15 protein-coding genes and 1 pseudogene are annotated in these 14,748 nt (G+C 53.8%); 11 read left to right on the plus strand and 5 right to left on the minus strand.

Annotation, left to right across the window (positions count from 1 at the left end; all coding sequences use genetic code 11):
- Positions 1-25: 25 nt before the first annotated feature.
- On the plus strand, positions 26-769 hold the full coding sequence (locus OGW13_RS12315; RefSeq protein WP_042999359.1) for an SDR family oxidoreductase: 744 nt from the start codon (positions 26-28) through the stop codon (positions 767-769).
- 104 nt (positions 770-873) lie between these two features.
- On the opposite strand, the gene bglA is transcribed toward OGW13_RS12315, so the two are convergent.
- On the minus strand, positions 874-2,307 hold the full coding sequence (gene bglA, locus OGW13_RS12320) for a 6-phospho-beta-glucosidase BglA (RefSeq protein ID WP_042999360.1): 1,434 nt from the start codon (positions 2,305-2,307) through the stop codon (positions 874-876).
- 119 nt (positions 2,308-2,426) lie between these two features.
- Positions 2,427-3,155, minus strand: coding sequence for a MurR/RpiR family transcriptional regulator (locus OGW13_RS12325; RefSeq protein ID WP_044264419.1), 729 nt, complete (start codon positions 3,153-3,155; stop codon positions 2,427-2,429).
- Between the two features lie 52 nt (positions 3,156-3,207).
- Between OGW13_RS12325 and yqfB the strand changes: the two genes are divergently transcribed.
- Both yqfB and trhA read left to right on the plus strand, forming a co-directional pair.
- Entirely contained in the window at positions 3,208-3,519 is a 312-nt protein-coding gene (yqfB, locus tag OGW13_RS12330) for a N(4)-acetylcytidine aminohydrolase (protein ID WP_054176763.1), read from the plus strand.
- A 162-nt stretch (positions 3,520-3,681) separates the two neighbouring features.
- Positions 3,682-4,341, plus strand: a complete 660-nt coding sequence (trhA, locus tag OGW13_RS12335; protein WP_044264418.1) for a PAQR family membrane homeostasis protein TrhA — start codon at positions 3,682-3,684, stop codon at positions 4,339-4,341.
- A gap of 80 nt (positions 4,342-4,421) precedes the next feature.
- Here trhA and ygfZ read toward each other — a convergent pair whose 3' ends face one another.
- Entirely contained in the window at positions 4,422-5,402 is a 981-nt protein-coding gene (ygfZ, locus tag OGW13_RS12340) for a tRNA-modifying protein YgfZ (protein WP_042999364.1), read from the minus strand.
- A gap of 256 nt (positions 5,403-5,658) precedes the next feature.
- Here ygfZ and sdhE point away from each other — a divergent pair, with 256 nt between their 5' ends.
- Together sdhE and OGW13_RS12350 are read left to right on the plus strand one after the other, a co-directional pair.
- Complete coding sequence (sdhE, locus tag OGW13_RS12345; RefSeq protein WP_042322123.1) at positions 5,659-5,925, plus strand: FAD assembly factor SdhE; 267 nt, start codon at positions 5,659-5,661, stop codon at positions 5,923-5,925.
- Complete coding sequence (locus OGW13_RS12350) at positions 5,906-6,313, plus strand: protein YgfX (protein WP_287116172.1); 408 nt, start codon at positions 5,906-5,908, stop codon at positions 6,311-6,313. The genes sdhE and OGW13_RS12350 overlap by 20 nt, the downstream gene beginning before the upstream one ends.
- A gap of 100 nt (positions 6,314-6,413) precedes the next feature.
- Here the strand turns inward: OGW13_RS12350 and fldB are convergent, their stop codons facing one another.
- Positions 6,414-6,935 carry a flavodoxin FldB gene (fldB, locus tag OGW13_RS12355; RefSeq protein WP_042999366.1) on the minus strand — a complete coding sequence of 174 codons (522 nt, stop codon included), beginning with the start codon at positions 6,933-6,935 and terminating at the stop codon, positions 6,414-6,416.
- A 100-nt stretch (positions 6,936-7,035) separates the two neighbouring features.
- Here fldB and xerD point away from each other — a divergent pair, with 100 nt between their 5' ends.
- The 5 genes from xerD (at position 7,036) to lysS (ending at position 13,139) form a co-directional block, all read left to right on the plus strand.
- Positions 7,036-7,932, plus strand: coding sequence for a site-specific tyrosine recombinase XerD (xerD, locus tag OGW13_RS12360; protein ID WP_042999367.1), 897 nt, complete (start codon positions 7,036-7,038; stop codon positions 7,930-7,932).
- Positions 7,933-7,955: 23 nt separating this feature from the next.
- Complete coding sequence (gene dsbC / locus OGW13_RS12365) at positions 7,956-8,669, plus strand: bifunctional protein-disulfide isomerase/oxidoreductase DsbC (RefSeq protein ID WP_042999368.1); 714 nt, start codon at positions 7,956-7,958, stop codon at positions 8,667-8,669.
- A 5-nt stretch (positions 8,670-8,674) separates the two neighbouring features.
- Positions 8,675-10,408 (plus strand): single-stranded-DNA-specific exonuclease RecJ, encoded by a 1,734-nt coding sequence (gene recJ / locus OGW13_RS12370; protein ID WP_042999369.1) that lies wholly within the window; start codon positions 8,675-8,677, stop codon positions 10,406-10,408.
- A gap of 105 nt (positions 10,409-10,513) precedes the next feature.
- A protein-coding gene (gene prfB / locus OGW13_RS12375) for a peptide chain release factor 2 (RefSeq protein ID WP_099433741.1) occupies positions 10,514-11,612 on the plus strand; the annotation gives its coding sequence in 2 pieces (ribosomal slippage) (positions 10,514-10,588 and positions 10,590-11,612; 1,098 coding nt in all).
- Between the two features lie 9 nt (positions 11,613-11,621).
- The gene (gene lysS, locus OGW13_RS12380; protein WP_044254020.1) at positions 11,622-13,139 is read left to right on the plus strand and encodes a lysine--tRNA ligase; all 1,518 of its coding nucleotides are present in this window, start codon (positions 11,622-11,624) and stop codon (positions 13,137-13,139) included.
- Positions 13,140-13,189: 50 nt separating this feature from the next.
- Here the strand turns inward: lysS and idi are convergent.
- A pseudogene (gene idi, locus OGW13_RS12385) lies at positions 13,190-13,549 on the minus strand (isopentenyl-diphosphate Delta-isomerase); the annotation flags it as partial.
- A 70-nt stretch (positions 13,550-13,619) separates the two neighbouring features.
- Between idi and OGW13_RS12390 the strand changes: the two are divergent.
- Positions 13,620-14,600: an IS5-like element ISEc68 family transposase gene (locus tag OGW13_RS12390; RefSeq protein ID WP_000082736.1), complete on the plus strand. Its 981-nt coding sequence runs from the start codon at positions 13,620-13,622 to the stop codon at positions 14,598-14,600.
- The last annotated feature ends 148 nt before the right edge of the window (positions 14,601-14,748 follow it).

A 14,748-nucleotide genomic window follows, 5' to 3' on the forward strand; every position in this document is an offset into this window, starting at 1 on the left:
GGCTTTTTCATATCGGGAGAACGCTATGGGAATCGCACTGGTTACCGGCGGCAGTCGTGGCATTGGGCGCGCGACCGCGTTGCAGCTGGCAGATGAGGGTTACACGGTTGCCGTTAATTTTCATCATAATATTCGGGCTGCCACCGAGGTGGTGAATAAGATAGTCGCCGCTGGCGGGAACGCGTTTACCCTGCGTGCAGATATCAGTGACGAAGCGCAGGTCGTGGCGATGTTCGAATCGATCGACCGTGAAAATGAGCCGCTGGTGGCGCTGGTCAATAATGCCGGAATTTTGTTTGAACAAAGTACAATCGAAAACCTCTCTGCCGAGCGGATTAACCGCGTGTTAGCGACCAACGTGACGGGGTATTTCCTCTGCTGTCGCGAAGCGGTCAAGCGGATGTCGCACAAACACGGCGGTCACGGCGGGGCGATTGTGAACGTGTCGTCAGCGGCGTCGCGGCTGGGCGCGCCGGGGGAATATGTTGACTATGCGGCGTCGAAAGGGGCTGTCGATTCTCTGACGACGGGACTGGCGCTGGAGGTGGCGGCGCAGGGTATACGGGTCAACGGTGTACGTCCGGGGTTAATTTACACCGAAATCCACGCCTCCGGTGGCGAGCCTGGACGGGTGGATCGCGTGAAGTCGATGTTACCTATGCAGCGCGGCGGACAGCCGGAAGAGGTGGCGCAGGCCATAGCCTGGCTGCTGAGCGAGAAAGCGTCGTATGTCACGGGCAGTTTTCTGGAACTGGCGGGCGGGAAGTAATGTAATGTTTGCCGGATAACGCTGCGCGATATCCGGCTTATATTCCCTTTCCCGAAAGAGCATGTAGGCCGGATAAGGCGTTTACACCGTCATCCGGCAAAAGCTCACAGCACCTCGCCGTTGCTGGCGATCACGGCTTTGTACCAGTCGAAACTCTTCTTGCGTGAACGGGACATGTCACCCGTGCCGTCGTCGTGCTTGTTCACATAGATAAAGCCATAACGTTTGCTGTACTGGCCGGTAGTGAAAGAGACGCAGTCGATACAGCCCCATGGCGTGTAACCCATCAGATCCACACCGTCATACGTGACCGCCTTCATCATCTCTTCGATATGGGCGCGCAGATAGTCAATGCGGTAGTCGTCGTTAATGCTGCCATCGTCTTCTACTTTATCGTAAGCGCCAAAGCCGTTTTCAACGATGAACAACGGTTTCTGGTAACGTTCATACAGTTCGCACAGCGAGTAGCGTAGACCCACCGGGTCAATCTGCCAGCCCCAGTCGGAGGCTTTGACGTGCGGATTCGGTACGCTGCCTTCGAACCCCGAAATGGCATCGCCACTGCCGCCTTCGGCCTTCACTGCGTTGGTCATGTAGTAACTGAAGCCGAGGTAATCGCAGGTACCTTCACGCAGAATCGCGGTATCGCCGTCTTCCATTTTAATGTTAAAGCCGCGACGCTCCCACTCATTGAGGACATAGGACGGGTAGTAACCGCGCAACTGAACGTCAGTGAAAACATAACGCTCGCGCATGGATTCCTGGGCGAACATGACGTCTTCTGGCTTGCAGGAGAATGGATACAGCGCGACCATCGCCAGCATGCAGCCCACCTTCATCTCCGGATTGATGCGACGCGCCGCCTTCACGGCTAACGCGCTGGCAACAAACTGGTGGTGCAGCACCTGGTACATGGTCTCTTCCGGGTTTTCGTGCTCGGTATAAACAACGCCAGAGCAGCAATAGCCAAACAGCGGCGCACGCCAGTTGCGCTGGTTGTTGATTTCGTTGAAGGTCATCCAGTATTTGACCTTATGCTTATAGCGTTCAAACACCACTTCGGCAAAACGAACAAAGAAATCAACGACCTTGCGGTGAGTCCAGCCGCCGTACTGCTGAACCAGGTGCAACGGCATTTCAAAGTGAGAAAGGGTAATGACCGGTTCGATATTGTACTTGAGCAATTCATCAAACATGTCGTCGTAGAATTTCAGCCCTTCTTCATTTGGCTGTGTTTCGTCACCTTGTGGGAAGATTCGGGTCCAGGCGATGGACGTGCGGAAGCATTTAAAGCCCATTTCGGCAAACAGCTTGATGTCTTCTTTATAGTGGCCATAAAAATCGACCGCTTCGTGGTTCGGGTAATATTTACCCGGCACCACCTGCTGAGTGATTTCACGGGGTACGCCATGCGCGCCGCCGGTCAGAACGTCACAAATGCTCGGTCCTTTACCGCCTTTGTTCCAGCCGCCTTCAACCTGATGTGCAGCAACCGCGCCGCCCCAGAGAAAATCTTTTGGTAAGGTGAGTTTTTTCATCGTTGCGTCATCTCAAATTAATACAATCTGATTTGAGTCTAACAAAGGGAAGGTAAATGTCACGATATAACAAAATAGCGAAACGGTAATTTGTTACCGCCAAAAAACAATCTGTTTTTTTATGCTATTTTTTTCGCCAGCTTTCGGCCAAGGGATTCGAGAATATAAATAACGGGAATTTGCGTGGTGATATCGTACACGCCAGCAATGCGGGTTTGCGGCACATGCCAGGAGAGATTAAAGTCCGCCAGTTTGGCGAGGCGCGAGTGTTCATGGCTGGTAATCGAAAGCACTTTGCAGTTATGCAGGCTGAACTGGCTGGCAAAGCGCAGGATCTCTTCGGTTTCGCCAGAGACCGATAACACAATTGCCAGCGCATTACGCGCCATATCGTTCGTCACCGGGAAATAAGGATCATCAATGTGGTTGCTGAATTTCCCGACGTTTGAGAAAAAACGCGCGCCATATTTCGCCAGGGCACCTGAGGTACCGGCACCGACAAATATAATGCGCTCGGACGATAAAATAATCTCTACAGCCTGATCGAGTAATTGATCAAATTCATCGTTATTTACGCCTTTAAAGAAACTGATAATTTCGCTGGCGCCAAAATTAGCCTGTTGCGGTTCGTTCTGCTCTAAATATAATTTAAAGCGTACGCGAAATTCAGAGTAGCCTTCACAGTTAAGCTTGCGACAGAAACGCAACACGGTGGTGGTCGATACACCCGCCGCTTCAGCCAGCTCCCGAATGGTCATGTACATGACTTTGTCACGGTTCTTGATGACATAGTTGTAGACCAACATCTCAATGTTGTTGAGACTGGCGATGGCAGCGTGGGAGAACATACTCACTATGGCAATACTCACTCATCAGATTTTACCTAAAGGGAATAATAACATGCAGCCAAATGACATCACTTTTTTTCAGCGTTTCCAGGACGACATTCTGGCAGGGCGTAAAACGATCACTATTCGTGATGAGTCAGAATCTCACTTCAGGACCGGTGACATTCTGCGGGTAGGGCGTTTCGAGGACGATGGCTATTTTTGCACAATTGAGGTGCTGGGAACGTCAACCGTCACGCTCGACACGTTGACGGAAAAACATGCACAACAGGAAAACATGACGCTGGAGGAACTGAAGCGGGTGATTGGCGAGATTTACCCGAATCAGTCACAGTTTTATGTGATTGATTTTAAACGCCTTTGAATTAAATGAACAACTGTTAGTTGAAAAATACGTTTCAACATTTTGATTTATAACGATTAGTTTTAAAGTGATATTTATTTTAGCTAACAGGTGTTCACTGGAACCATTCTCAGTTACGCTAGAGGTGCAATCACGAACAAGTTCGTTTCTCCGGAGTAAGTTATGGTCCAGAAGCCATTAATCGCGCAAGGATATTCACTGGCAGAGGAAATCGCCAACAGCATCAGTCATGGCATTGGGCTGGTGTTTGGTATCGTCGGTCTGGTGTTGTTGCTGGTGCAGGCGGTGGACATGAATGCCAGTGCGACAGCGATTACCAGTTACAGCCTGTACGGCGGCAGCATGATTTTGCTGTTTCTGGCATCGACCCTGTATCACGCGATACCACATCAGCGGGCGAAGATCTGGCTGAAAAAATTCGACCACTGTGCGATTTACCTGCTCATTGCCGGGACCTATACGCCGTTTCTGCTGGTTGGGCTAAATTCACCGCTGGCGCGTGGGCTAATGATCGTTATCTGGAGTCTGGCGCTGCTCGGCATTTTATTCAAACTGACGATAGCCCACCGGTTTAAAGTGCTGTCGCTGGTGACCTATCTGACGATGGGGTGGCTGTCACTGATTGTGGTGTATCAACTGGCGATCAAACTGGCGGCGGGCGGCGTAACGCTACTGGCCGTAGGCGGCGTGGTCTATTCGCTGGGAGTGATTTTCTACGTCAGTAAGCGTATTCCCTACAACCATGCTATCTGGCACGGGTTTGTGCTGGGCGGCAGCGTATGCCACTTTCTGGCCATCTATTTGTACGTAGGACAGGCGTGATGTGATGCTTTACCGTCTTATCCGGACTACGACTTTTCCCCGTAGACCGGATAAGCGAAGCGCCATCAGGTGCTGATGAATTACTCTTCCAGTGAATAGGGCAGCGGTTCGATGTGCAACGTGTTGGCATCGTCGCGCACGCGGAATACGCTGTCGGCCTCCATATCGTTGTTCATCACCACCTGTACCCGTAGCTGACCGTCATCCAGTTGCACTGCCGCGAGGACGGTGCCAGTACGACGCCAGTTCTCACCCATTTTCATTTCAAGATCGTCACCCGCTTCCGGTACACGACTGGCCTTACCCGCCAGAGACCATAACGCGCGTTTGTTCGCCCCGCGGAATTTCGCTCGTGCCACCATCTCCTGACCGGTATAACAGCCTTTCTTAAAGCTGATACCGCCCAGCGCCTGGAGATTAGTCGCCTGCGGGATAAACTGCGCGCTGTTTGCTGAATCAATCACCGGCAGACCGGCCTCAATATCCAGCGCCAGCCATTGCTGACTGTTATTCAGTTCGGCTTCACCACGCAGTTTTTCGGTTACGGTTTCCGCGGTTGCCACATCGGTAACCAACAGGAAGCGTTCTACCGGATGTTCAAACCACAGCAGGGTCGTCGCTCCTTCATGCGTGACAGGCTTTTCGCTGTCGGGCAGTTCGCTGAACAGATTCACCAGTGCGGCACGCGCCTGGAAACCCGCCACACCCAGCAGTATGCGTTCGTCGTCTGGGGCAATCGTCACTTTCGAGAACACAGCGTATTTTTTCAGTTCGCCCACCTGCGCATCACGCAGACTACGGCGTTCAATCCAGGCAAAACCGTCGCCGTCGCGGAACAGCCGCAGGTTGCTCCACATTTTTCCTTTAGCGTCGCAGTGGGCGGCCAGGACGTGTTGGTGTTCAGTCAGTTGACTCACGTCAGCTGTCACCTGACCCTGGATATACTTCTCGCTGTCAGCCCCGGTAATCGTGGCCAGCGCCCAGTCATCTAACGTCATCAGCGTCAAGGGCAAACGCGCTGAAGCTGAGGGTTGACGAGGTGGAAATGGAGTAAATGCCATAAAAATGTCCTGATTTGCTTAACGCAGTGATAATGACTAATGGTAAAAGAGCTATGGCCCAATGCAAGCGCTTTGATAGTCCCATTTGTGCCTTATCTTACAGATTGCGAGGCGGCATCCAGAAAACATGAACCCATTGACTTATTGGGGATTTAATTAGCGATCGCGCTTGTGGTTACGGATATTCCCGCAAAACAGGATGAAAAACACGTTACAATAGCCGGGTAGTTCATTTGAGTGAGACAGGAAGAAGAACATGGATATTAACAATAAAGCACGTATTCACTGGGCATGCCGACGCGGTATGCGTGAACTCGATATTTCCATCATGCCGTTTTTCGAACATGAATACGACACGTTGAGTGATGATGAAAAACGTATTTTTATCCGCCTGCTGGAGTGTGATGACCCGGATTTATTCAACTGGTTGATGAATCACGGTAAACCGGCAGATGCTGAACTGGAGCAGATGGTACGACTCATCCAGACACGGAATCGGGATCGTGGTCCTGTGGCAATCTGATCTCCGCGTCTCATGGCGCGCACAGTGGCTATCACTCCTTCTGCATGGGCTGGTGGCCGCGGCGATTCTATTAATGCCATGGCCGCTGAGCTACACGCCGCTGTGGTTGATACTGCTTTCGCTAGTGGTGTTTGACTGTGTCCGCAGCCAGCGGCGAATTAACGCCCGTCAGGGAGAGGTCAAACTTCTGATGGATGGACGGCTCCGCTGGCAGGGGCAGGACTGGCATATCGTCAGTGCACCGTGGATGATCAAAACCGGCATGATGCTGCGCTTGCGCTCAGAAGCCGGTAAACGCCAGCATTTGTGGCTCGCGGCTGACAGTATGGATAAGGCGGAATGGCGGGATTTACGCCGCCTGATGATGCAACCGTCGACGCAAGGGTAGCGCCGACGAATGCCTGATGGCGGGCAGCTTTAAGGTCTACGATGCGGTGTGTCATGTAGGCCGGATAAGGCGTTCACGCCATCATCCGGCAAAACGGTTATCAGGAATAGTGCTCGGCCATTTCACCGAGAATCTGCTCGCACCACGCCTGAATACGCTCATCGCTGAGATCGTATTGATTGGTTTCATCCAGTGCGAGACCGACGAACAACTGCCCATCGGCAATGACCGGTTTAGGGCTGGTGAACTCGTAGCCTTCGGTAGGCCAGTAACCGACGAATTTGACGCCTTTGGTCGACAGTTTGTCATGCAACATGCCCAACGCGTCAAGGAACCACTCGCCGTAGCCTAACTGGTCGCCCATACCGTAAAGCGCGACAATTTTGCCTTCGAGGTTGAGTTCGTCCAGTTGATCCCAGACGGCTTCCCAGTCCTCCTGAATTTCACCGAAATCCCAGGTGGGAATGCCTAAGATCAGCACATCGTACTGCTCCATCAGGGCCGGGGCATCATCTTTCAGATTATGCAGCGTCACCAGTTCCGGGCCGATGATGTCACGAATTTTCTCCGCAGCCATCTCGGTGTAGCAGGTGCTGGAACCGTAAAAAAGACCAATATTCATCGCGTAAACGTCTCAATACTTGCTATGACTTTGCGCGTAGTGTACCAGAAACCCGTATCATTGAGTCATAATGGCAGACTGCAGAATCAAAGGAGCAGATGTGGAACAGGATCTTGCGCGCATCGAACAATTCCTTGATGCGCTCTGGCTGGAGAAAAATCTGGCGGAAAATACGCTGAGCGCCTATCGCCGCGATCTGACCATGCTGGTGGAGTGGCTCGCGCACCGTCAGGTGTCGCTGGAAACCGCGCAAAGTGATGATCTGCAGGCCTTGCTGGCCGAGCGGATGGACGGTGGGTATAAAGCTACCAGTACCGCACGACTGCTGAGCGCGGTGCGGCGGCTATTCCAGCATCTTTACCGCGAGAAAATTCGCACCGACGATCCAAGCGCGACGCTGGCATCGCCCAAGCTCCCGCAGCGTCTGCCGAAGGATCTCAGTGAAGCGCAAGTAGAACGGTTATTACAAGCTCCCGTGGTTGACCAACCGCTGGAGTTACGCGATAAAGCCATGCTTGAGATTTTATATGCCACCGGACTGCGCGTGTCTGAACTGGTCGGACTGACGATGAGCGATGTCAGCTTGCGTCAGGGCGTAGTGCGGGTGATTGGTAAAGGCAATAAAGAGCGTCTCGTGCCATTGGGCGAAGAGGCGGTGTACTGGCTGGAGACGTATCTGGAACATGGGCGTCCGTGGCTGCTGAACGGCGTATCGATTGACGTGCTGTTTCCCAGCCAGCGCGCGCAGCAGATGACGCGCCAAACCTTCTGGCACCGCATTAAGCACTATGCCGTCTTAGCGGGAATCGACAGTGAAAAGCTGTCGCCGCACGTTTTACGCCACGCATTTGCCACGCATTTGCTCAATCATGGCGCCGATTTACGCGTGGTGCAGATGTTGCTGGGTCACAGCGATCTCTCCACCACGCAGATTTATACTCATGTTGCGACAGCGCGCCTGCGTCAACTTCATCAACAGCATCACCCAAGAGCGTGAATGCTGAGCGAACAGGAAAGGTTATGAAAAAAGGTTTAATGCTGTTTACCCTGCTGACCACTGCGTTTTCCGGCCTGGCACACGCCGACGACGCCGCGATCCGTCAGTCTCTGACGAAACTGGGCGTGCAGAGCACGGATATTCAACCCGCCCCGGTTGCCGGGATGAAAACGGTGCTGACCAACAGCGGCGTGCTGTATGTGACTGAAGATGGTAAACACATCATTCAGGGGCCAATGTACGATGTCAGCGGCGCGACGCCAGTCAACGTGACCAACCAGCTGCTGATGAAGCATCTGAACGCGCTGGAAAACGAAATGATCGTCTATAAGGCGCCGCAGGAAAAACACGTCATTACCGTCTTTACCGATATCACCTGCGGCTACTGCCACAAGCTGCATGAAGAGATGAAGGATTACAATGCGCTGGGCATTACCGTGCGCTATCTCGCCTTCCCGCGTCAGGGACTGGATAGTCAGGCCGAGCAGGATATGAAGTCAATCTGGTGCGCGCAAGACAAAGCCAAAGCGTTTGACGACGCGATGGCAGGCAAAGGCGTGAAAGCGGCGACCTGTGAGGTGAACATCGCGGATCACTATGCGCTGGGCGTGCAGTTTGGCGTAAGCGGTACACCGGCGATTGTGCTGAGCAACGGCTATGTCGTGCCAGGCTATCAGGGACCGAAAGAGATGAAAGCGTTTCTTGACGAGCACCAAAAACAGACCAGTGGTAAGTAATTCGCGTGAAACAACAGATACAACTTCGTCGGCGGGAAGTCGATGAGTCGGTAGAACTGCCTGCCGACCTTTCGCCGCTGCTACGTCGCCTGTATGCCAGCCGTGGCGTACGCAGTGCTCAGGATCTTGAGCGCAGCGTCAAAGGCATGCTGCCATGGCAGCAACTGAGTGGCGTCGAAAAAGCGGTCGAAATTCTCTATAACGCCTTTCGCGAGGGGACGCGCATCATTGTTGTCGGCGATTTCGATGCGGATGGGGCGACCAGTACCGCCCTGAGCGTGCTGGGTATGCGCGCTCTGGGCTGCGATAACATCAGCTACCTCGTGCCAAACCGCTTTGAGGATGGTTACGGCTTAAGTCCGGAAGTGGTCGATCAGGCCCATGCGCGTGGCGCGCAGCTGATCGTCACCGTCGATAACGGTATCTCTTCCCATGCCGGTGTGGATCACGCCAGGGCGCTGGGGATCCCGGTCGTGGTCACCGATCACCACCTGCCGGGCGAGACGCTGCCCGCCGCCGAAGCCATCATCAACCCGAATCTGCCCGATTGTGATTTCCCCTCGAAATCGCTGGCCGGTGTGGGCGTGGCGTTTTACCTGATGCTCGCCCTGCGCACCTTCCTGCGCGACAAAGGCTGGTTTGACGAACGCGGCATTGCGCCGCCAAACCTGGCGGATCTGCTCGATCTGGTCGCGCTGGGCACCGTGGCGGACGTGGTGCCGCTGGATGCCAACAACCGAATCCTCACCTGGCAGGGCTTAAGCCGCATTCGTGCCGGGAAATGCCGTCCGGGGATCAAAGCGTTGCTGGAAGTGTCCAACCGTGATGCGCAAAAACTCGCCGCCAGCGATTTAGGGTTTGCGCTTGGTCCGCGTCTGAATGCGGCGGGTCGGCTGGATGATATGTCCGTCGGCGTGGCGCTGCTGTTGTGCGATAACATTGGCGAAGCGCGGGTACTGGCCAACGAACTGGATGCGTTAAACCAGACCCGTAAAGAGATTGAACAGGGAATGCAGGCGGAAGCGCTGACCCTGTGCGAGAAGCTGGAACGCAGTCGCGAAACGCTGCCCGGAGGTCTGGCGATGTATCATCCTGAGTGGCATCAGGGGGTGGTCGGGATCCTCGCCTCGCGCATTAAAGAGCGTTTTCACCGCCCGGTGATCGCTTTCGCACCGGCTGGCGATGGCACGCTAAAAGGCTCCGGACGTTCCATTCAGGGACTGCACATGCGTGATGCGCTGGAGCGGCTGGATACGTTGCATCCGGGGTTGATGATTAAATTCGGCGGCCATGCGATGGCGGCGGGACTGTCGCTGGAAGAGGCAAAATTCGACCTGTTCCAGCAGCGTTTTGGCGAGCTGGTCACGGAATGGCTGGATCCCTCGCTGTTACAGGGGGAAGTGGTCTCTGACGGCCCGCTCAGCGCCGCGGAGATGACGATGGAGGTCGCGCAACTGCTGCGTGATGCCGGTCCGTGGGGGCAAATGTTCCCGGAACCGCTGTTTGACGGGCGTTTTCGCCTGCTTCAGCAGCGTCTGGTTGGCGAGCGACATTTGAAAGTGATGGTCGAACCCGTTGGCGGAGGACCGCTGTTAGACGGCATCGCCTTTAACGTCGACACTGCCTGCTGGCCGGATAACGGCGTGCGCGAAGTCGAGCTGGCCTACAAACTGGATATTAACGAATTTCGCGGCAACCGCAGTTTGCAGATCATCATCGATAATATCTGGCCCGTGTAATCTGACCAATTTCCCGTCACTATTCTCTATAAATAAGCGCGTGGATTGGGTACAATCCCGCTCTTATCACCGCATTTTGACAAGTCCAATAAAAGAAATCAGACCATGTTTGAAATTAATCCGGTAAAAAACCGCATTCAGGACCTCACGGAGCGCTCTGACGTTCTTAGGGGGTATCTTTGACTATGATGCCAAGAAAGAGCGTCTGGAAGAAGTAAACGCCGAGCTGGAACAGCCTGACGTCTGGAACGAACCCGAACGCGCACAGGCGCTGGGTAAGGAACGTTCCTCGCTTGAAGCGATTGTCGACACCCTCGACCAAATGTCTCAGGGTCTGGAAGATGTTTCCGGCCTGCTGGATCTGGCTGTAGAAGCCGACGACGAAGAAACCTTTAACGAAGCCGTTGCTGAACTCGATACGCTTGACGAAAAACTAGCGCAACTGGAGTTCCGCCGTATGTTCTCCGGCGAATATGACAGCGCCGATTGCTACCTCGATATCCAGGCCGGTTCCGGCGGTACTGAAGCGCAGGACTGGGCAAGCATGCTGGAGCGTATGTATTTGCGCTGGGCAGAAGCACGCGGCTTCAAGACCGAAATTATTGAAGAGTCAGAAGGGGAAGTGGCCGGGATCAAGTCCGTGACCATTAAGATTTCTGGCGAATATGCCTACGGCTGGCTGCGTACGGAAACCGGCGTTCACCGTCTGGTGCGTAAGAGCCCGTTCGACTCCGGTGGTCGTCGCCATACCTCGTTTAGCTCCGCGTTCGTTTACCCGGAAGTGGATGACGATATTGATATCGAAATCAACCCGGCGGACCTGCGTATCGACGTGTATCGCGCATCCGGTGCGGGCGGTCAGCACGTTAACCGTACGGAATCCGCGGTGCGTATTACCCACATCCCGACCGGGATTGTGACGCAGTGCCAGAACGACCGCTCCCAGCACAAGAACAAAGACCAGGCCATGAAGCAGATGAAAGCGAAGCTTTATGAACTGGAAATGCAGAAGAAAAACGCTGAGAAGCAGGCGATGGAAGACACTAAATCCGACATCGGCTGGGGAAGCCAGATCCGTTCTTACGTCCTTGATGACTCCCGCATTAAAGACTTGCGTACCGGGGTTGAAACCCGCAACACGCAGGCGGTGCTGGATGGCAGCCTGGATCAATTTATCGAAGCAAGTTTGAAAGCAGGGTTATGAGGAACCAACATGTCTGAACAACACGCACAGGGCGCTGACGCGGTAGCCGATCTTAATAACGAACTGAAAACGCGTCGTGAGAAACTGGCTGGCCTGCGTGAGCAGGGTATCGCCTTCCCGAACGATTTCCGTCGCGATCACACCTCAGACCAACTGCATACTGACTTCGATGCGAAAGAGAACGAAGAGCTGGAAGCGCTGAACATCGAGGTGTCCGTTGCAGGCCGCATGATGACCCGTCGTATCATGGGGAAAGCGTCCTTTGTGACGTTGCAGGACGTGGGTGGCCGCATTCAGCTGTACGTTGCCCGTGACGATCTGCCGGAAGGTGTTTACAACGAGCAGTTCAAAAAATGGGATCTCGGCGACATCCTCGGCGCCAAAGGAAAGCTGTTCAAAACCAAAACCGGCGAACTGTCTATCCATTGCACCGAATTGCGTCTGTTGACCAAAGCGCTGCGTCCGCTGCCGGATAAATTCCACGGTTTGCAGGATCAGGAAGCGCGTTATCGTCAGCGCTATCTGGATCTCATCTCTAACGATGAATCCCGCAACACCTTTAAAGTGCGTTCTCAGATCCTGGCAGGCATCCGCCAGTTCATGGTCGGTCGCGGCTTTATGGAAGTTGAGACCCCGATGATGCAGGTGATCCCAGGCGGCGCGTCTGCGCGTCCGTTTATCACCCATCACAATGCGCTGGATCTGGACATGTACCTGCGTATTGCGCCGGAACTGTACCTGAAGCGTCTGGTGGTTGGCGGCTTCGAGCGCGTATTCGAAATCAACCGTAACTTCCGTAACGAAGGGATCTCCGTGCGTCATAACCCAGAGTTCACCATGATGGAACTCTACATGGCCTATGCGGACTATAAAGATCTGATCGAACTGACCGAGTCTTTGTTCCGTACGCTGGCGCAGGACGTGTTGGGTAAAACGGAAGTGCCTTACGGCGATGAAGTGTTCGACTTCGGCAAACCGTTCGAAAAACTGACTATGCGCGAGGCTATCAAGAAATACCGTCCGGAAACGGAAATGGCTGAACTGGATAACTTCGACTCCGCCAAAGCGATCGCTGAATCTCTCGGTATCAAGGTCGAGAAGAGCTGGGGTCTGGGCCGTATCGTGACGGAAATTTTCGAAGAAGTGGCCGAAGCGCATCTGATTCAGCCGACGTTCATTACCGAATACCCGGCAGAAGTGTCTCCGCTGGCGCGTCGTAATGACGAGAACCCGGAAATCACCGATCGCTTTGAGTTCTTCATCGGCGGTCGTGAGATCGGTAACGGCTTTAGCGAGCTGAACGATGCGGAAGATCAGGCGCAGCGCTTCCAGGATCAGGTTGACGCGAAAGCGGCGGGCGACGACGAAGCGATGTTCTTCGACGAAGACTACGTCACCGCGCTGGAGCACGGTCTGCCGCCGACCGCGGGTCTGGGTATTGGTATCGACCGTATGGTGATGCTGTTCACCAACAGCCACACCATCCGTGATGTGATCCTGTTCCCGGCGATGCGTCCGGTCAAATAAGCTTCACGGCGACGGCTAATAAAAAACCCCGGCTGACATGCCGGGGTTTTTTATTTCTGACGGCTAAAGTTAAGGAGTGACGCTCGCGCCGTATCGTTTGACGCCTGCATCACCATCCACGGGCTGAAAGCCCACGGCGTCGCGTCAATTCCGCGTAAAACCTCCTCCAGATCGCTCCACTGATAATCCATCACTTCATCGCGATTGACCTGCAGTTCACTGGTCACCCGTGCTGCATAGACCGGGCAGACCTCATTCTCGACGATCCCACTGGGATCGGTCGCGCGATAGCGAAATGCCGGGTAGACGGGAGTCAGACTGGCAATCTCTACGCCCAGCTCATAACGACAGCGGCGGATAACAGCCTCTTCGTGACTTTCACCTTGTTGAGGGTGGCCGCAGACCGAGTTAGGGAAGGTGCGAATAAGTCCGAGATGTGAGATCATCGTGTTGTAACCTGAACCCAGAATGAGTAACCGGATGAGCCAGCAACTGACTTTTGCCGACAGTGAGTTTTCCAGTAAACGCCGCCAGACCCGCAAAGAAGTTTTCCTTGGCAGAATGGATGACTTGCTTCCCTGGGACAAATTACTTGGCGTTATCGAGCCTGTGTATCCCAAGGCCGGTAATGGTCGCAGGCCCTATCCGCTGGAAACCATGCTGCGTATTCACTGCATGCAGCAATGGTACAACCTGAGCGATGAGGCCATGGAAGATGCCCTCTATGAAATCGCCTCCATGCGCCAATTTGCTCGCCTGTCACTGGATAAAGCCATTCCAGACCGCACTACCATCATGAATTTCCGGCATTTGCTGGAGCAGCATGAACTGGCCCGCAAAATCTTCAGTACCGTTAATCACTGGCTAGCAGAGTGTGGCGTTCTAATGACCCAGGGCACCTTGGTGGATGCCACCATCATTCAAGCCCCCAGCTCTACCAAAAACAAACACAACAGCCGTGATGAAGACATGCACCAGACCAAGAAAGGTAACCAGTGGTACTTCGGCATGAAAGCGCACATTGGCGTGGACGCCAAAAGTGGCCTGACCCACAGTCTGGTGACCACGGCGGCTAACGAGCACGACCTCAATCAGGTTGGCAAGTTACTGCATGGCGATGAAGAATTTATCTCAGCCGATGCTGGTTATCAGGGGGCCGAAAAGCGCGATGAGCTCAGCGATGTCAGCGCAGACTGGCTTATCGCCAAGCGTCCCGGCAAAGTGAATGCATTGAAGCAACACCCGCGCAAGAACAAGCTGGCCATCCGTTACGAATACCTGAAAGCGAGTATCCGAGCGAAGGTTGAGCATCCATTTCGGATAGTAAAATGTCAGTTTGGTTTCGTCAAAGCCAGGTACAAGGGGCTGGCTAAAAATGACAGTCAACTGGCGATGTTATTCACCCTGGCGAACCTGGTTCGAGTTGACCAATTGATACGGGCACAGGCGAGATCTACCTGAAATGAGGAAATTAGCCTGAAACAGGGCCAAAATCAGCCACGAAGAGACGATTTTGGGCTGAAAATTGGAAAATTGAGCCACAGGACGTCGATAAAGGACGGTTTGGGGCGTCATATCGGGAGCTGCGGACCACTTAATCGCAACTTCC

The sequence above is a fragment of the Citrobacter sp. Ca225 genome, assembly GCF_030337175.1.
Classification (GTDB): domain Bacteria; phylum Pseudomonadota; class Gammaproteobacteria; order Enterobacterales; family Enterobacteriaceae; genus Citrobacter_A; species Citrobacter_A amalonaticus.